This is a genomic window from Sulfolobus acidocaldarius DSM 639, assembly GCF_000012285.1.
Classification (GTDB): Archaea; Thermoproteota; Thermoprotei_A; order Sulfolobales; family Sulfolobaceae; genus Sulfolobus; species Sulfolobus acidocaldarius.
Genome location: NC_007181.1, coordinates 181,092 through 196,773 on the forward strand (window position 1 = coordinate 181,092; position 15,682 = coordinate 196,773).

At 36.6% G+C, this 15,682-nt stretch carries 17 protein-coding genes; 10 read left to right on the forward strand and 7 right to left on the reverse strand.

What is annotated here, in order from left to right:
* The first annotated feature begins 3 nt into the window (after positions 1–3).
* The 3 genes from SACI_RS01065 to SACI_RS01075 are packed head-to-tail and all read left to right on the forward strand — an operon-like array spanning position 4 to position 1,816.
* On the forward strand, positions 4–801 hold the full coding sequence (locus SACI_RS01065; RefSeq protein WP_011277140.1) for a hypothetical protein: 798 nt from the start codon (positions 4–6) through the stop codon (positions 799–801).
* Positions 798–1,334 carry a MogA/MoaB family molybdenum cofactor biosynthesis protein gene (locus SACI_RS01070; RefSeq protein ID WP_011277141.1) on the forward strand — a complete coding sequence of 179 codons (537 nt, stop codon included), beginning with the start codon at positions 798–800 and terminating at the stop codon, positions 1,332–1,334. The genes SACI_RS01065 and SACI_RS01070 overlap by 4 nt, the downstream gene beginning before the upstream one ends.
* Positions 1,331–1,816: a DUF1286 domain-containing protein gene (locus SACI_RS01075; protein ID WP_011277142.1), complete on the forward strand. Its 486-nt coding sequence runs from the start codon at positions 1,331–1,333 to the stop codon at positions 1,814–1,816. Before SACI_RS01070 ends, SACI_RS01075 begins: the two co-directional genes overlap by 4 nt.
* 511 nt (positions 1,817–2,327) lie before the next feature.
* Here the strand turns inward: SACI_RS01075 and SACI_RS01080 are convergent.
* Both SACI_RS01080 and SACI_RS01085 read right to left on the reverse strand, forming a co-directional pair.
* Positions 2,328–2,699: a PaREP1 family protein gene (locus SACI_RS01080; protein ID WP_011277143.1), complete on the reverse strand. Its 372-nt coding sequence runs from the start codon at positions 2,697–2,699 to the stop codon at positions 2,328–2,330.
* Entirely contained in the window at positions 2,656–3,039 is a 384-nt protein-coding gene (locus tag SACI_RS01085; protein ID WP_011277144.1) for a PaREP1 family protein, read from the reverse strand. The genes SACI_RS01080 and SACI_RS01085 overlap by 44 nt, the downstream gene beginning before the upstream one ends.
* 2,169 nt (positions 3,040–5,208) lie before the next feature.
* On the opposite strand from SACI_RS01085, the gene SACI_RS01090 reads away from it, so the two are divergent.
* The 3 genes from SACI_RS01090 to gapN are packed head-to-tail and all read left to right on the forward strand — an operon-like array spanning position 5,209 to position 8,573.
* Positions 5,209–6,075, forward strand: coding sequence for a bifunctional 2-dehydro-3-deoxy-phosphogluconate/2-dehydro-3-deoxy-6-phosphogalactonate aldolase (locus SACI_RS01090; protein ID WP_011277145.1), 867 nt, complete (start codon positions 5,209–5,211; stop codon positions 6,073–6,075).
* A 10-nt stretch (positions 6,076–6,085) separates the two neighbouring features.
* Positions 6,086–7,021 (forward strand): bifunctional 2-dehydro-3-deoxygluconokinase/2-dehydro-3-deoxygalactonokinase, encoded by a 936-nt coding sequence (gene kdgK / locus SACI_RS01095; RefSeq protein WP_011277146.1) that lies wholly within the window; start codon positions 6,086–6,088, stop codon positions 7,019–7,021.
* A 28-nt stretch (positions 7,022–7,049) separates the two neighbouring features.
* On the forward strand, positions 7,050–8,573 hold the full coding sequence (gene gapN, locus SACI_RS01100; protein WP_011277147.1) for an NADP-dependent glyceraldehyde-3-phosphate dehydrogenase: 1,524 nt from the start codon (positions 7,050–7,052) through the stop codon (positions 8,571–8,573).
* A 62-nt stretch (positions 8,574–8,635) separates the two neighbouring features.
* Here gapN and SACI_RS01105 read toward each other — a convergent pair whose 3' ends face one another.
* A complete protein-coding gene (locus tag SACI_RS01105; RefSeq protein ID WP_011277148.1) occupies positions 8,636–8,953 on the reverse strand; it encodes a Rieske (2Fe-2S) protein in 318 nt (105 codons plus the stop codon).
* 453 nt (positions 8,954–9,406) lie between these two features.
* Here SACI_RS01105 and SACI_RS01110 point away from each other — a divergent pair, with 453 nt between their 5' ends.
* Entirely contained in the window at positions 9,407–9,970 is a 564-nt protein-coding gene (locus tag SACI_RS01110) for a hypothetical protein (RefSeq protein WP_011277149.1), read from the forward strand.
* Between the two features lie 125 nt (positions 9,971–10,095).
* Here the strand turns inward: SACI_RS01110 and SACI_RS01115 are convergent, their stop codons facing one another.
* Both SACI_RS01115 and SACI_RS01120 read right to left on the reverse strand, forming a co-directional pair.
* On the reverse strand, positions 10,096–10,269 hold the full coding sequence (locus SACI_RS01115; RefSeq protein WP_230949653.1) for a hypothetical protein: 174 nt from the start codon (positions 10,267–10,269) through the stop codon (positions 10,096–10,098).
* A 2-nt stretch (positions 10,270–10,271) separates the two neighbouring features.
* Positions 10,272–11,210: a mechanosensitive ion channel family protein gene (locus SACI_RS01120; RefSeq protein ID WP_011277150.1), complete on the reverse strand. Its 939-nt coding sequence runs from the start codon at positions 11,208–11,210 to the stop codon at positions 10,272–10,274.
* A gap of 310 nt (positions 11,211–11,520) precedes the next feature.
* Between SACI_RS01120 and SACI_RS01125 the strand changes: the two genes are divergently transcribed.
* Positions 11,521–12,567 carry an encapsulin gene (locus SACI_RS01125; protein ID WP_230949762.1) on the forward strand — a complete coding sequence of 349 codons (1,047 nt, stop codon included), beginning with the start codon at positions 11,521–11,523 and terminating at the stop codon, positions 12,565–12,567.
* On the opposite strand, the gene SACI_RS01130 is transcribed toward SACI_RS01125, so the two are convergent.
* On the reverse strand, positions 12,536–13,126 hold the full coding sequence (locus SACI_RS01130) for a hypothetical protein (protein WP_011277152.1): 591 nt from the start codon (positions 13,124–13,126) through the stop codon (positions 12,536–12,538). The two genes, SACI_RS01125 and SACI_RS01130, sit on opposite strands and share 32 nt — an antisense overlap.
* Before the next feature lie 77 nt (positions 13,127–13,203).
* On the opposite strand from SACI_RS01130, the gene SACI_RS01135 reads away from it, so the two are divergent.
* Positions 13,204–14,058: a lysine exporter LysO family protein gene (locus SACI_RS01135; RefSeq protein WP_015385388.1), complete on the forward strand. Its 855-nt coding sequence runs from the start codon at positions 13,204–13,206 to the stop codon at positions 14,056–14,058.
* A complete protein-coding gene (locus SACI_RS01140) occupies positions 14,055–15,179 on the forward strand; it encodes an MFS transporter (protein WP_015385389.1) in 1,125 nt (374 codons plus the stop codon). Before SACI_RS01135 ends, SACI_RS01140 begins: the two co-directional genes overlap by 4 nt.
* Here SACI_RS01140 and SACI_RS01145 read toward each other — a convergent pair.
* Complete coding sequence (locus SACI_RS01145) at positions 15,164–15,661, reverse strand: hypothetical protein (protein ID WP_011277154.1); 498 nt, start codon at positions 15,659–15,661, stop codon at positions 15,164–15,166. The two genes, SACI_RS01140 and SACI_RS01145, sit on opposite strands and share 16 nt — an antisense overlap.
* Positions 15,662–15,682 lie beyond the last annotated feature (21 nt).

Below are 15,682 nucleotides of genomic sequence, written 5' to 3' on the forward strand. Positions count from 1 at the left end.
ATTGTGATCACCGAGGGTTACTTCGTTAAGTACGATGGCGTTTATTGGGCTGTTAAAGGATGCTTTCATCCACAAGGTTATGTCGTAGGTATACCTAGGTTGTATAAAGGCGAGAAGATTAAGAGGTATAATGATGCCATGAATATCGTAAGAAGGGATTTTCCGCATTTACTACGATACGTTGAGGAGATAGGTGCCGAAGTTCCTTTAATACCCCTTAAGGGCTCTGAGGTGCTAGATCCTTTTGACCTCAAGAAGGTGACAGATCCTAAGGTTAAGTACTTTATATCACTATTCAGACATGTGGGAATTACGGGAAGTTTACTCTATTTTAAAGGCAAGAACTTTAACGATATTGATTTACTTTCATTTGACATAGGGAACTATGAGATACTCAGGGAGCTCAGAAAAGCTGGGATAACTAAGTCACTGAGTTCCTTCAACCAAGGAGAGGTTGAAATATTAAACTCTCATGACTTTAATCTGCTAAAAAGGGAGAGGGTTTTGGAAGGCATATTTCATGATATCCCTTATACTTTTAAGATAGTTGAGTGTGAGGATTTCGGAAAAGTAAAAAGAGTGGAGAAATTTGAGGGGAAGGTAACTATAGACAAAACCTTGAAACCCTATTCTTTACCGGTAAAGTACCTAACTGATACCGGTCATGTTTTGACGTCTTTTAGGACAAGGTTCACAGAGTTAAAGGAAGGATTAGAGCTTTATGTGGATGGTTTCTTGCTAGAAAGAGATAAATTCAGTGATATTGATTTAGACATAGCCCGAAAGGTGGAAATTCTTTGACAGCACATGAGAAACACAAGGAACACGCCCCTAAGGAAGTGAGGTTTTACGTGATTACGATAAGTACTTCACGATACGAGAAATTCATAAAGAGAGAGACTATTGTGGATGAGTCTGGAGATGCCATAAAGGAATCAATTATAAGTGAAGGCTATAAGGTAGTAGGGTATACATTGATACCCGACAACAAGATAAAAATACTTAGAGCTTTTTCTGAAGCACTTGATAATCCAGATGTGGACGTCATAATTTCAACTGGAGGCACAGGCTACTCTACAACAGATGTCACGGTTGAAACAATAAGAAAAATATTTGACAGGGAGATTGAAGGATATGGCGATGTATTTAGGATGGTAAGTTATAATGATCCTAAAGTTAGGTCAGCGTCTTACCTATCCAAATCGACTGCAGGGATTATAGGCGATAAAGTTGTTTTCCTCCTACCGGGGTCACCAGACGCTGTGAAATTAGCAATGAAGGAGCTTATTCTACCGGAGATCGGTCATTTACTCTACTTAGTGAGAGGGAAATGAGACTTTACGCCCACTACGTGTTTACTATAGGTGTGCTTGTGTTCATAAATTCGTTTCTTGTGACCCCATTATCCCCTCCTAATTATTATGACAGTTTGTTTTATGGCGGTTTACTTTCAGTCTTTTCAAATACTCTTATTGATAGGTTGGGGCATGAAATACGGGGTAAATACATCTCTAGGACTCCCACTACCCACACTTTTCCGAGGTCTATGCTTTGGAGCTTGCTTGTAAGTGTTTTACTCTCTTTCCTATTCTTTTACGTTAGGCATACTATCCCTTACTATCTGCTTATTGATGGTGTTATTGCTGGTCCTTCCCACATGGTCTTAGATATCTTCACAGAGAGGGGTATTTACGTGAAGAGGAATGGGAGGTGGAAGAGGTTTGCGTTAGCCCACTTTAGGTATAATAATCCAGCTGTTAATGGGTTGGCTGTGTTGCTTGGCTTACTTATGATGCTAGTTCCATTATATTTGTAATATTGTCATAGTTGTGTTATTAAAGATAATAAAGTGAAAGAGGATGTTAAAGCTATGTGTAAGTGGTATCTAAGTAATAAACTATACAGACAAGGGTGTTTACCTGGTAGCCTCAGTTGGTGATAGGAATGAGAAGGCGTTCAAGGAGGCTAAAGCCCAGAGGACTGTAGGTGGGTTATTGATGATTACTACGTGATTTCTGATCGAGAAAAAACACAGTAATAAACCCAGTAGTATCAAATGAGAATATATACTAGTCAACGAGACTAGTTGGCTTGGAGAGGTCTACAAAGGCGGTGAATAAAATAGAAATACTAAAGTATACAGTCCCATGTTACGCGTTTAAAATGGGATTACAACCAAAATTTGCACCTTCATAACGGGATTATATCCACACATAAATCAGTAGATTAAACCTCCTTCAAAGGGAGAAGATAGTACCCTTAGAAATTTGTGAGACTACTTACCAAAAAGAAGAGGGTTGTCTCTATATTAGACCTATGATTAGTGGTTATGTTAGATACTTGTTTAATATATCTATTATTTCATGAACGCTTTTGGATAATTTCTTCGCTTCGTAATAGTCGAGTTTCATCTCATGAAATCCATAAATGTGTAGATACCACGCATCAACCCATATTACATACATCTCTGGAGAGATCCTTCTTGCAGCATCAAATAATAAGGAAGAGGTCCACCTCCTATTAACCTTCACTTTTTCTATTATGTCTTTTAGGTTTAGTGTTTTCACTAGTAGTTTTATTGCCTCTTCTGCTGCTTTGTAATATTTCTCTGAGGCTTGTACAATGTCTCCCTTCTCTAACAACTCATCAGCTTCCCTAATCCACTCTAAAATTAGCGATCTTATCTGAGAGCTCGACAAGCCTTTTCACTTTTTCAGCTTCTATAACTAGAACGTCTTTGGGTAGATTCACAGTTAGAATTACTATCGCAGACTTCCATAGATCAATGATTTCCTCATCGCTTAATCTTTTAGCTATCTCGGTCACAGCATCGTGTAAAACTCCCAAACTCCAATACCCTTCCTCTTTCACTTTTTCTATTATGTCTTTTAGGTTTAGTGTTTTCACTAGTAGTTTTATTGCCTCTTCTGCTGCTTTGTAATATTTCTCTGAGGCTTGTACAATGTCTCCCTTCTCTAACAACTCATCAGCTTCCCTAATTAAAACATCTGAGGCAGATAGTAGATTTATACTTTCCATCAAAATAAATATGGAATATACCTAAATAAATCCAAATCAAAACCGGTAGAGTGGGGCGAAAAAGGATTTAATAATTCTGTCTCCTCCTTGCCTTGAGTGACGAGGGTTCTATTGAGGGTTTATTGGTTACTCTAATTGACTTGAAGCTGTATGGATTATTTGAGGTAAAACGGAGAGATCCATCTTACTGCTTTGCAAACTTTCAGTATAGTGTTGTTATGTGAATAAAAAGTATCATAGTAAAAGTCTTCATTCTATATAAATCAATTTATATTCTCATGAACGGATAATTAACCAAGATAATATCCCTGCGTGTTTCTTTTCAACGTAAAACGACTCCTCAAATTTTAGCTCTGAGATTGTACTACAACTTCTTCTATATAGGCGAACTTTTCTCGTTCTATTGTTGTGATGTTAAAGACAATAAACTATAAAATAGAAAGTTTTCAAAAATGTTTTAAAACGAAATTACGGATAGAGTCTGGGAAATTAGGGAAGATTATTCATATTGTCCCAATGGTTCTCAAGATTATTCTCCTGCCAGATCCAACCTAATTAAGGTTTTTCTATTTTTGAATAACTTCCTCTTACCATGAAGGGTAATGTTTAAAAATCATCCAGTTTCTTGCTAGTTCATACTAAACCCCCAGAATAATTACCTAAAATATAAACAAGGTCTCATAACTATACTTTGATAATCAAAACAGGGAAAAGTCCATAAAGCTGTAAAGCTTGCTGGAAACTTTGTATTCTTGTATCCTCTCACTCATCTCTTATATATTTACTTCTGTTCATATATTATGTAAGCTTATACATTGGTTAAAAAATTTTTATTTCTTGAGTATCTCTAAGGGTAATAAGTATTTAAAGAATCCAGCATATGGTAGATGAAATAAACATTTTTCATGGATTGCGACCGAAAAGAAAAAAAGTTGTTTAACGTATTATTTTATTGAACTAACATGGTTTTCACACTTAAAGATCTAAGGCACAAGACTGTAAGTTTAGGCTTAATCATTTTTGTATTAACAAGCATATTTTTTCCCTATTTAAGTTATGTGAACGTAATCGGCTCGACCTCGAAGGACAAAAGTGGTTTACTCTATCAAACTACTAGACATCAGATCATTGGTGGTGTGTAGGATGCATAGCAGCAGGAATAGTAGGCTGCCTAATATGTATATCACATGTCGGTTTGCTAACCACTGAATGCTATGAAGCGGCCACTGTTTAGGATTGTGGTGAGATTTAAATGAAACAATAAAAAATTTAAAAGAGGGATGAGGATGACAGAGAACCCAATTATTGTGAGAGCAAGAAGGATATCATTTATTCTCTCTTTAATTTACCCTCTATTAGGAGTATATATTGGTATAAGTGACTTCCTTTTACTTAAAGAGTAACACAAATGATATATACATCGCAAAGTCTCTTGCCGTAATAGACGTAGGCCGCATATCATTTATAGAGTTATATGTGTAAAAGCTTACAAAGGGCTAGTAACGTCGAGAGACTAGATTATAGGTTTTTAAGCGATTACGTAAGGCTAGCGTTGAGGAGAGCATATTTATTACCTTATGCGGAATTTATGTTCTTATTTTTATGTTTAAATCATAGAATTTCATCTATATCCTAAGACATTTTCATATCTTCTTATGATACTCTTTGCAGGAGTAGCCATATTCGGTGGGTTTAAGATCTATCAATATATCAAGAATTTAGTGAACGTGCTCGGTTGCAATGAGCGGAGAAGAAGAAGGGAAAGGCTATATTAAGAAAGATTAGCTTCGCTGTAATTCTCTCGCGTAGAATCTAAAATTTACCTTACAACTCTGATGATTGAAATCCTCGTTTTAGGATTAGAGCGTATAAAATTGGTATAAGAAGTCACAAAGGCGATAAACCTTGGATTGGGTTGTATATAGGCTTTGAGATCTACTCAAATATCACTATCTATTAGATTGGGTCGGTTGTTATCTTTTAGTTAATGAGCGTGTAAAGCCTATAATAAGAAAACTATTCTCAGCAAAATTTCATGTACTGACATGGAGGAGATAATTACGTGAATTGTAGTAAAAAGTTAACAAACTTTCTAAGATAGTCAGCCTTAAACTCAATCATCTATTTTTTATAGTAAGCTTTTATTATTTAGTTACAACTACTCTTTTTATGGAAATAATTTCACCTATCATTACACCTTTCGATAAACAAGGTAAAGTAAATGTAGATGCACTAAAAACACATGCAAAGAACCTACTTGAGAAGGGTATTGACGCAATTTTCGTTAATGGAACTACTGGTCTCGGTCCTGCCTTATCTAAGGACGAGAAGAGGCAGAATTTAAATGCCCTTTATGATGTTACTCACAAACTTATCTTTCAGGTGGGTAGTCTTAATCTTAATGACGTCATGGAGCTGGTAAAATTTTCAAATGAAATGGATATTTTGGGAGTCTCTTCACACTCCCCCTATTACTTCCCCAGACTACCAGAAAAGTTTCTGGCTAAATATTATGAGGAAATAGCAAGGATTTCCTCTCACTCTCTCTATATATACAACTACCCTGCAGCCACTGGTTACGACATACCACCATCAATACTGAAATCTCTTCCAGTAAAGGGCATTAAGGACACTAATCAAGATTTAGCTCATTCGTTAGAGTACAAGTTGAACTTACCTGGAGTAAAAGTATATAACGGTTCAAACACCTTGATATACTACTCTTTGTTGTCTTTAGATGGAGTGGTTGCATCCTTTACGAACTTCATACCTGAGGTAATTGTTAAGCAAAGGGATTTAATAAAGCAAGGTAAGTTAGACGACGCCTTGAGGCTTCAGGAGTTGATAAACAGGTTAGCGGACATACTGAGAAAATACGGTTCGATCTCAGCAATTTATGTGTTAGTTAATGAGTTCCAAGGTTATGATGTTGGATATCCCAGACCTCCAATATTTCCTCTTACAGATGAGGAGGCACTATCCTTAAAAAGAGAGATAGAGCCTTTAAAGAGAAAGATTCAAGAACTGGTACATTAATAGTTTAATCATGGTTAAGTTAATAGCTCTTGGGGAAATCCTTGTCCAGTTCAATGCTCTTGCAGTTGGTCCCTTAAGACATATAAACTACTTTGAAAAGCACATAGCGGGTAGTGAAGCCAATTACTGTATAGCATTTATTAAGCAAGGAAATGAGTGCGGGATTATTGCGAGAGTGGGAGATGACGAGTTTGGTTATAACATTATAGAGTGGTTAAGGGGGCAAGGAGTTGATGTTAGTGGAATAAAAGTGGATCCAGAGTCTTTCACAGGGATTTATTTTGTTCAGAGGAGTCACCCTGTTCCCAATAGGAGCTCAATGTTATACTTCAGAAAAGGAAGTGCAGGTAGTAGACTCTCCCCAGAGGATGTGAGCGAGAATTACATTAAGAGTGCTGACATTGTGCATTCCTCAGGAATAACCTTAGCCATATCAGATACGGCTAGAGATGCTGTTTTCAGGGCTTTTTCATTAGCTAAAATTAGGTCATTTGACACAAACATTAGGTTGAGGTTATGGAGTGCTGAGAAGGCTAAGAGTGAAATTATGAGGTTGCTGAATGAGTTTAAACCAGACTTTTTGATAACCGATCCTGATGATTCGAAGATCATCATAGGTGAGTCTGATCCCGAGAAGGCTCTAAAGATTTTATCAAATTATTCTAGGATAGTCGTAATGAAGTTAGGAGCCAGAGGCGCAATGGTATACTCTGATGGAAGTATTTACTTTTCTCCAGGTTACCAGGTTCAGGTTGAAGATGTCATTGGGGCAGGGGACGCTTTAGGAGGAACATTTCTATCACTATATCTAAAAGGGTTTAATGTAAAAAAAGCACTGGATTATTCAATTGTGGCCTCCACTCTTAATGTGATGATAAGAGGGGATCAAGAGAACCTCCCCTCGACAAAGGAAATAGAGGAGTTCCTAGCAGAGATGAAAAAGTAAAAAATCAGCATATTATATTATAACCAGTATGGTAAAGTTAAATGAATTATCTAAAGAGTTTCAAGACCTCTACACAATTGACTCAGATGGCGTACCTCATTTTAAGACTTTTTTAGCAGGTACTTGGGCATCTTCAAAGGACTTTGAAAACGTGAAGAGCCCAATAGATCTAGAGGTGTACGCAAGAGTTCCTAGGCTCAACTACGAAATGATAGACTCTGTCATAGCAAATATACACTATAAAGGGAGATGGGAAATTAGGGACATTCCAGGGGAGAAAAGGCTAAAATTGTACGATAGAATTGCAAACCTCTTGGATAAGTACAGGGAAGATTTCATCCAAGTATTAGTAGTAGGAAACGGCAAAACGGTATCTTCTGCTAGGGGAGAGGTAAATGCGTCAATTGAGAGACTTTTAAGGGCTGACCTGGACGTGAGAAAGCTTTATGGCGAGTACGTTCCAGGCGACTGGAGTAGTGAGAGCTTAGAGTCTGAGGCTATAATAAGGAGGGAACCATTGGGAATTGTATTGGCTATAACCCCATTTAATTACCCACTTTTCGATGTGGTGAACAAGTTTGTGTACTCAACTGTAGCAGGGAACGCTTTCGTACTAAAACCGGCTATCTCAACTCCTATTCCTGCTATAATGTTTGCAAAGCTGGCTGAAATTGCAGGATTTCCAAAGAATGCTTTGGCAGTGATAACCCTGCCAGGGAAGGAAATGGACAAGGTGATCCAAGATAAGAGGTTAAGCGTCATCTCCATAACAGGAAGCACTGAGACTGGGGAGCACATTATGAAGGTTGGAGGCATAAAACAATACATAATGGAGCTAGGGGGTGGAGATTCCGTAATAGTTATGAGAGACGCAGACATAGCTTCTACAGCCCAAAAGATCGTAACAGGAATAACTAGTTATTCAGGACAAAGATGTGACTCCATAAAATTCATCTTCGCAGAGAGTGAAATATACGAAAAACTAAAATCGGCTCTAATAGAAGAATTAAAGAAAATTAAAGTTGGGGATCCTAGAGATCCAAATGTAAATATGGGTCCAATTATTGATTCGAAAACTGTGGATGAGTTCGAGTTCTCTTTGAAAGACGTGGTCGAGAAGGGAGGAGTAATCCTTTATGGGGGTAAAAGACTGGGTCCCACATATATAGAACCAACTCTTGTAGAGGCTGATAAAAGTAAGGTGAAAGACCTCTATCTATATAAGAAAGAAGTTTTCCTTTCTATAGCTGTCTTAGTAAAGGTAAATGATATCTCCGAGGCAATAAGTTTATCTAACGAGAGAAGGTACGGGTTAGACGCAGCAATATTTGGTAGTGACATAAACGAGATAAGGAGAGCAATAAGGTTCTTGGAAGTAGGTGCAGTGTATATTAATGATTTCCCTAGGCACGGTATAGGTTACTTCCCGTTCGGTGGACGCAAGGATTCCGGAATAGGAAGAGAGGGAATAGGTTACACGATTGAGGATGTAACTACGTATAAGACTATAGTGTATAATTATAGAGGGAAAGGCATATGGGAGTATTTATAGACACAGAATAAGAACCTGCTAAGAAAGTATTAGTTTAACAGATGATTTTTTAGTGTAATCTATTAACCCTTCTTACTTGGCAAGGTTGGAATAAAGGGCTCACCAGAGAACTCCAACTTGTCCGTAATCTTGACCTGAATTAACCTGCAGTTACTTCCACAACTTGTCTTTGACTCTGGTTCCTTAAGCATTTCTCCCGTAATAAGGCTGAAAACAGCATAATGGAATGGACACTTTATCTTATCATCAAATATTTCAACGCCTTTTTCAAGAATAGGTCTTCTCTTGTGAGGGCACCCAGCTAACCAAGTATAAGTTTTACCATCCTTTCTATAAATCATTATAGGGTAACCCTCTATTTCTTTAACTTCAATACTCATGACATATAGATGCTATGTGTGATCTTAAAAGATTTACAAGTCACCATCTCCATAAACTGGTGTTAATCATGGTGAGGAATAAAGAGAACCTTGAAAAGGCTAATCTGACAACAGCCCAATTTCCTGTTTTACTATATCAAGAACAAATTTATAATGTTAAATTCTGACTTCTTACCTGATTAAATAAGGATTTAAAAGCAAAATTTTTTATTTTTAAAACTGTTATATAAGACTGGAGGAGTAGTTTTTCTTATTATCCCCTCTGTTAAATTAGATTATTTACACCTTAATTTATTATCTTTCCAGGAAATTCTGGTGAAAAATACATTACAAGTAAATTTGTAGTACATAGTATTTTGGAGGTGAAAGATTTACTCAGGGTAACTGAATATGTAAGTCAACAGTTAATCCTAAACGAAGATTACGTATTTTACCCTCCAAAGGGATAAGAAAATGAATATTAGGGATGTTTTAACCGGTCTAGTTAACCATTTGACTGTAGAGGATAGAAAAATAAGATCATATTTACCTTTAAATGGAAACGAGGCTGTTGAAGTTGAGCCCACCCTTAAGGACTTGGGATTCGTCTCATGTACTTTTATGTTTAAGGAGGCTAAACGATACATAAAACTGATAGACACGACCAAGAGGGTCTCTGCATTGTTAAATGAAAGATTTTTATCAATTAGTTTCTATAATGCAGTAAAACCTAAGGACAAGGTAGTAGGCAATATAGTAGATGCGCTAAATGAAATAGAGGGCTCCAGGATAGGTACAAGGGTGGTTGTACCCAGTGTAACGCAGGAATTCGATAGATCTGAAGTGTTGATTTTATTGCAAAGCTATGGTTATAGGATAGTTAAGGATCATAAGTTCGATTTAATAAATATTTTGAAGGTGAAGAGGTTGAATGTGGTCTTGACTGTCTTTGTGGAAGGAGATGAGAGAGGAGATAAGCTATTTATAGTTGATTCTACAGTCAGTTCATTAAATCAAATGAATGTAGCGTATCTTTAGAATGGCTTTAGGAGGCTTTCGATTATGATAATTCCCTTACTTCCTCTAAGTCTTGAGTGGTAATTTTGGAAACAATGTTTTATGAAGTTGAGGACGAACTCAAATCAAGAATTATATCTCAAATATTAAGCTAGTTTTATAAATTTCTCAGGTTTAGAGTAATATATGAATCCCTTTCCATTACTACTGACATTTATGTTGTATTTAAGACCTGTAGTTGGAGATTTCGGTATAATATTCCTGTTTCTCTCATTTCTAGCATCACTTATCCTCTTGTTTTTATCATCTATTTTAGCCATTATCATTTAACTAGATTGTTTGAGGAATTATTCTGAGTCTTCTGTTGTCTAATTATCATTTCCTGCCTCACTTTTAAGAGTCTTTTTAATACCTCAGATTTTACTTTCCTCCAATCCTCCCCATTTCTCACTTTTATCCTTACTAGGACTGCCACATACTCTTTGTCAAATTGTTCATTAAAGTAGGGACCATTTTCCACTTCATAGTCTTTTACAACCTGATTTACCGCATTTTCGATCTCTTCTACCCCTAGGCTAAGCGGAAATTCGACTCTCAAACCAAATACCTTTTGGTCTGAAAATCTCGTTGTATAATCAAGAATAGAAGAGTTTAAAACAACTAGATTTGGAACTCTTAACTCATTACCGTCATCTGTTATAATTCGGGTGAAGAACAGGTCTATGTCAACTACTGTTCCTTTATAACCTGTATCTATTCTCTCCGTAGAAAAGTACTTATATGCAGGAAGTGACGCAACACCATAAGGTATTTGTGAGCTAAGAATTCTCACTTGATCCCCTACGGTAATGTATCTTGTTAATATTATCAGTATTCCAGCGAAGAAGTTACCTAGAATAGGTTGTAAGGCTAGACCTATAACTAATCCTCCAAATACACCACTAGCCAACACTGTAGAAGCACTTACCCCTAGTGTTGATATTGCTACAACTATAGTAATTATGTAGCCAAGTATTTTCACAGTTGTCGCTATTTGATACGCAACGTTTGGTATCTTTATCTCTCTAACTACTTCCCCTAGGCTCCAACTCAAGAGGAAACCTAACGCCAGAATTAAGCCAAGTCTTATCCAAAGAATATTATCAGGAGTAAAAATTCCATTATTTAACTGACTAGATTGAAGTACTCTCAGTATGTAATTTATAACTCCAAAGGCTACAATAGAGGATAAAAGAATTATAATGAACTTTTGTAACTTCACAGATCTAGCATTTTTCAGGAATTATATAAACTTATTACATGACCTTACTTCACCCATACCGTAAAGGGTGAGCTTTCCTCATTATATAAATTTATAGAAACTAATCTAAATGCGCTTTATCCTATAACGAGAATTCAACATATCAATTTTTGAATCGTTTCTCTAGATAGTTTATAAGTAATCACCCTCACTCTTTAACCTACTACGTTTGTAATTCTTCTAAAAATAACTCAAAATATAAGAGAGGTTTTCCGTAAAGCCTTTTAAGTAAATAGATCATATTATAAATATGTTCTCTTCTGATCCGTCTGTGCAAGCGAGGAAAGAAAAGTTAGATAAAGAGGAAGAAGTAAGAGCGCTAAGAGGAGCTTTGATGGCAGAGTTGGACGCAATAAACTACTATCTTCAACAGGGTAAGCTTTTTGAGAACGAACATCTTAAGAAGGTTCATGAAGACATTGCGAAAGAGGAAATAGCTCATTTTGGAGAATTTCTAAGGCTACTGTATGAGGTTAGTAAAGAGGATTTTGATTACATAGTTAAGGGTTGGAAGGAAGCATCAGAGCTTATAGGAAGCGGAAATGAAATACCAATTCCGCATGGACAAGGGAATGATGATAAGGACAGTGAGCATAAAGAGGACAAAAATGATAGTTATCAGAAGGAACCCTCTGTGGAGGAGATAGTTTATGAGGCTTTAAAGCAAAGAAAAATAAGATACGCTGGGACTTTGAGGAGCTACCCTGATGAAAGCATCTCTCTGTTTGATTTTGAGGAGACTGAGAGGGAAGTCACACAGAAAATGGATTCGCAACTTTATAAGATAGAATATTTGAGTGTGGAATTCAAAATTAGAAGTGACTTACCTGTAAACAGGACTTTAAATATCATACATAGAGCAGGGGTAAAGTACTCCCTTATGGAAGATGAATTGTTACTCTCCAAGCATCCATTGTCCATTATAGAAAGGGGTAGGAAAGAAAAAGCATCAGATTGGGATATTCCAGGTAGTATTGCAAACGATGTAATAAGAGGAATACAGATCCTAGAGACAAACGGCTACACTGACCCTGTTACGATAATCTCCCCTGAGCTCTACACAAGGCTTTTCCGCGTTTATGATAAGAGTGGTACTTATGAAATAAAGTTAGTAAAACATGCTACTGAAATTATAGTATCTCCTTTGATTAAGGGCTTAGCTGTCGTGTCAAAGAAAGGGTTCTACGTCATGGAGAATACGCCAGCTAAGGTAGAGTTTCTAGGAAGAGAAGGGATTAATAGTGATTATATCATTTGGGGAAAGATTGCCCCCTACTTAATTGATACTAATGCTGCAGTTGTATTTCTTCGCCAATAAACAGACTATCTAGTATCCTTTCTCTATAATCTAGAATTTTTTCACTGAAATACAAATATTCGCTTAAGTCTACACCCTCAAAGAACTCACTTATCTCATTCACTGTCTCCTTGAGAATTACATTCCTATTTTGTTTATCTAAGGATTTAATTATCTCAACTCCCTCCAAATAACTTTCTTTATCTGACCATAACTTGAACCTTGTGACAGGCTTGTGCAATATTTCCTGAACGTAATAAAGTGGTTTCCAAGCTAACAATACATGACCATGGTCTATGATATATCCGTAATTATTCTTGGAGAGAATATGATCCTCTTTTAAATCAATATTTAGTAGCCACTCCTCAAAGGCTAAAGCCCTCTTTAACTCTTTCAGGTTTTTCACTTCAAATGTGGCTCTATCTGGTAAGTAATCCATCATAATCCCCTCACTGGTGACCTCTAAATCAAGTACAGGCATTCCTAAAACTCTCCCTATTCTTGAGGCAAACAACTCGGATATCACTTCATACTTGGAATGAATGTCATTCTCTTCTTTGAACCTTTTCAGAAACTTCATGACGTAGCATTGCATGGGATCATTTTAAAAATCTGTTATGAGTCAAAAATTTATACTTCTGATAAGGACTATTGAAAGTGTTCACTGAAGTTTTTATTTCTGTATATGTTATCGCTTTGATACTAGGGAGATACATAAAATTACCTAAGGGGGTCTCAGACGCAATAATATTGACAGTGATATTTACTATAGCATTTTGGGGAGGATCTCAGATAGCTGGAATTGAGTTGGTCGATTCTATATTACTATCACTTCTTCTTGCGCTAGTGATAACTGTGGTCACTTACGCCCTAGGATTATTTACTGTCTCCAGACTAAATGTAACCTTCGCTACAAAAGTCAATTGGAAAGTCCAAGCAAAATACCTGATCCCATTAGTTTTAGGTTTCGTGGTTGGGCTATTACTAAGGGTTAACATTCCTTTTGGCAATATTATAGATTATGAATTGTACATTCTTGCATTAGTTATAGGAATTGATGTAGGGAGCGCTATTAGTCTGAAGACGTTAATGAAGATGAGTAAGGTAGCTATATTCGCTGTTATTATAGACGTAATTAGTGCAGTCCTTGTAGCCTTAATTATCTCCCCCGTAATTAATTTAAAGGAAGGCTTGATGATTATGTTAGGATCAGGGTGGTATTCATATACTGGTCCTTTCGTAGCAAGATATTATGGTCCAGTGGCTGGAATAATTGGGTTTTTGGTTAATTTCCTGAGAGAGCAATTAGCCTTCGTCTTAGTCCCCATTTTCCTGAAGTTTAGACCTACCCCTGTGGGAGCAATAGCAGTAGGTGGTGCAACCTCTATGGACGTTACTCTACCGTTATATGTGGAAGTTTTGGGAAATGAGTATATGATAGGAGCCATGGTAAGTGGAGTCATATTGACTATTGCAGTTCCAATAATTTTACCGTTGGTGAGTATAATTTGAATAAGTGGGTAATTGTCTTCATAACTTCATCCTCCTTTTTTCTAGGCTATTTTGCCAGAGTAGCTTGGAGCATAGTGAGTGTTTATTCCACCTTAAAACCGAATGAGTTTGAAAATGGACTTATATTCTCGTTGTTCTTCATAGCATACGTTATAGTTCAAATTCCGTCGGGACTACTTTCAGATATTTTCAAACCTAACTTGATTGCATTGCTATCTCTAATAGGGCTTTTTGTGTCCTCCTTACTCTCTGGTATAGCTCAGACTATACTCATGTTGTATATATCCAGTTTTATGATGGGATTTTGCGCAGGTTGGATATACCCTGTGACGATAAAAATTCTCACAGCCACGTTTTCAAAGAACGAGCTAAATAAGGCTATAAGCTACTATAGCCTAGCCTGGCCATTGTCGATTGTAATATCTGGTTTAGCTTTGCCTGCGATGACTATTGACCTTGGCTGGAGAGCACCATATTACATGATAGCTCTGATATCCTTAGTGTTAGGACTATCATATCTCAAACTGGGTAATGTGAAAAAGGATTTAGATAATAAAAATAACAACAAATTATCTTTTTCAGTAATCAAAGATAGAAGGGTCTTAGTTGTTAGTGTTGCTGGTTTTCTGTTCTTTTTATCTTATTGGACTATTGCGTTATACGCTTATAAGTACTTTCTGTACACAGGTTTGAACGATTACTTTGCAGGATTAGCATATTCACTCTTAGCTTTAACCGGAATTCCGTCAACCATAATGGCAGGTTTTATAATACAGAGGTTCGGTCCTATAAAATCCCTAAGTTTATTCGAAGGGGTTTACGGTATACTTACAATCATCTTACCAATTTCTCTAAATTATATTTACATACTGATAATTGCTGCTGTTATGGGTTTCGTTAGATTTGTGATAACCCCTGCCAATTCCTCGGCTGTAGCTATGATAGGTGGGAATAAGGCTGGTAGCGTCTCAGGTATTTCTAACTTCTTCTGGCAGACTAGCGGAATAATCTCGCCTATTCTCGCATCTTTTATATTAGTAGATTTCAGCTATCTCGCGTTATGGATATTTTGTGGACTTGTGATACTGGTATCAGCTATAATGTATTATGTGTTACTCTGAACTATCCTTTTGACGAAACGGCTTCTCTGAAGAACCTTTAATTTATTCAAGCTTTTTGGAATATTAAGTTCATCTACAGACACAATAGACACTATATAATTTTCAAAAGTCTGCTCATCTATATCGGGAAAAGTTAAACGCTTAATGTTCCTAAATGATAACTGTTTACCATGGTTTATTATTTCTTCTTTAGATAATGTAAGATCGTCCAAATCAGCAATTACTGTAACCCCTTTTCTAGCTTCATTAAATCCCTCCACAAACGATCTACCAGTTTCTTTAGCCCTCTGCAACGTTTGGTCTATGACGTTAGCCGTTTCACTTGCTACTCCTAGAAAACTACTCATCGCCTGATTCATTACCTCCCCTACAGTTCTTCCACTATCTCTTGCGAAATTTACCATTTTCTCATAAAGGTCTTGATCTATTCCCCTTATTGTTACACTTTTCTTTTTCTCTTCTTCAGATGACTTGTCAGACATGTCATACTGTAATACACAGTC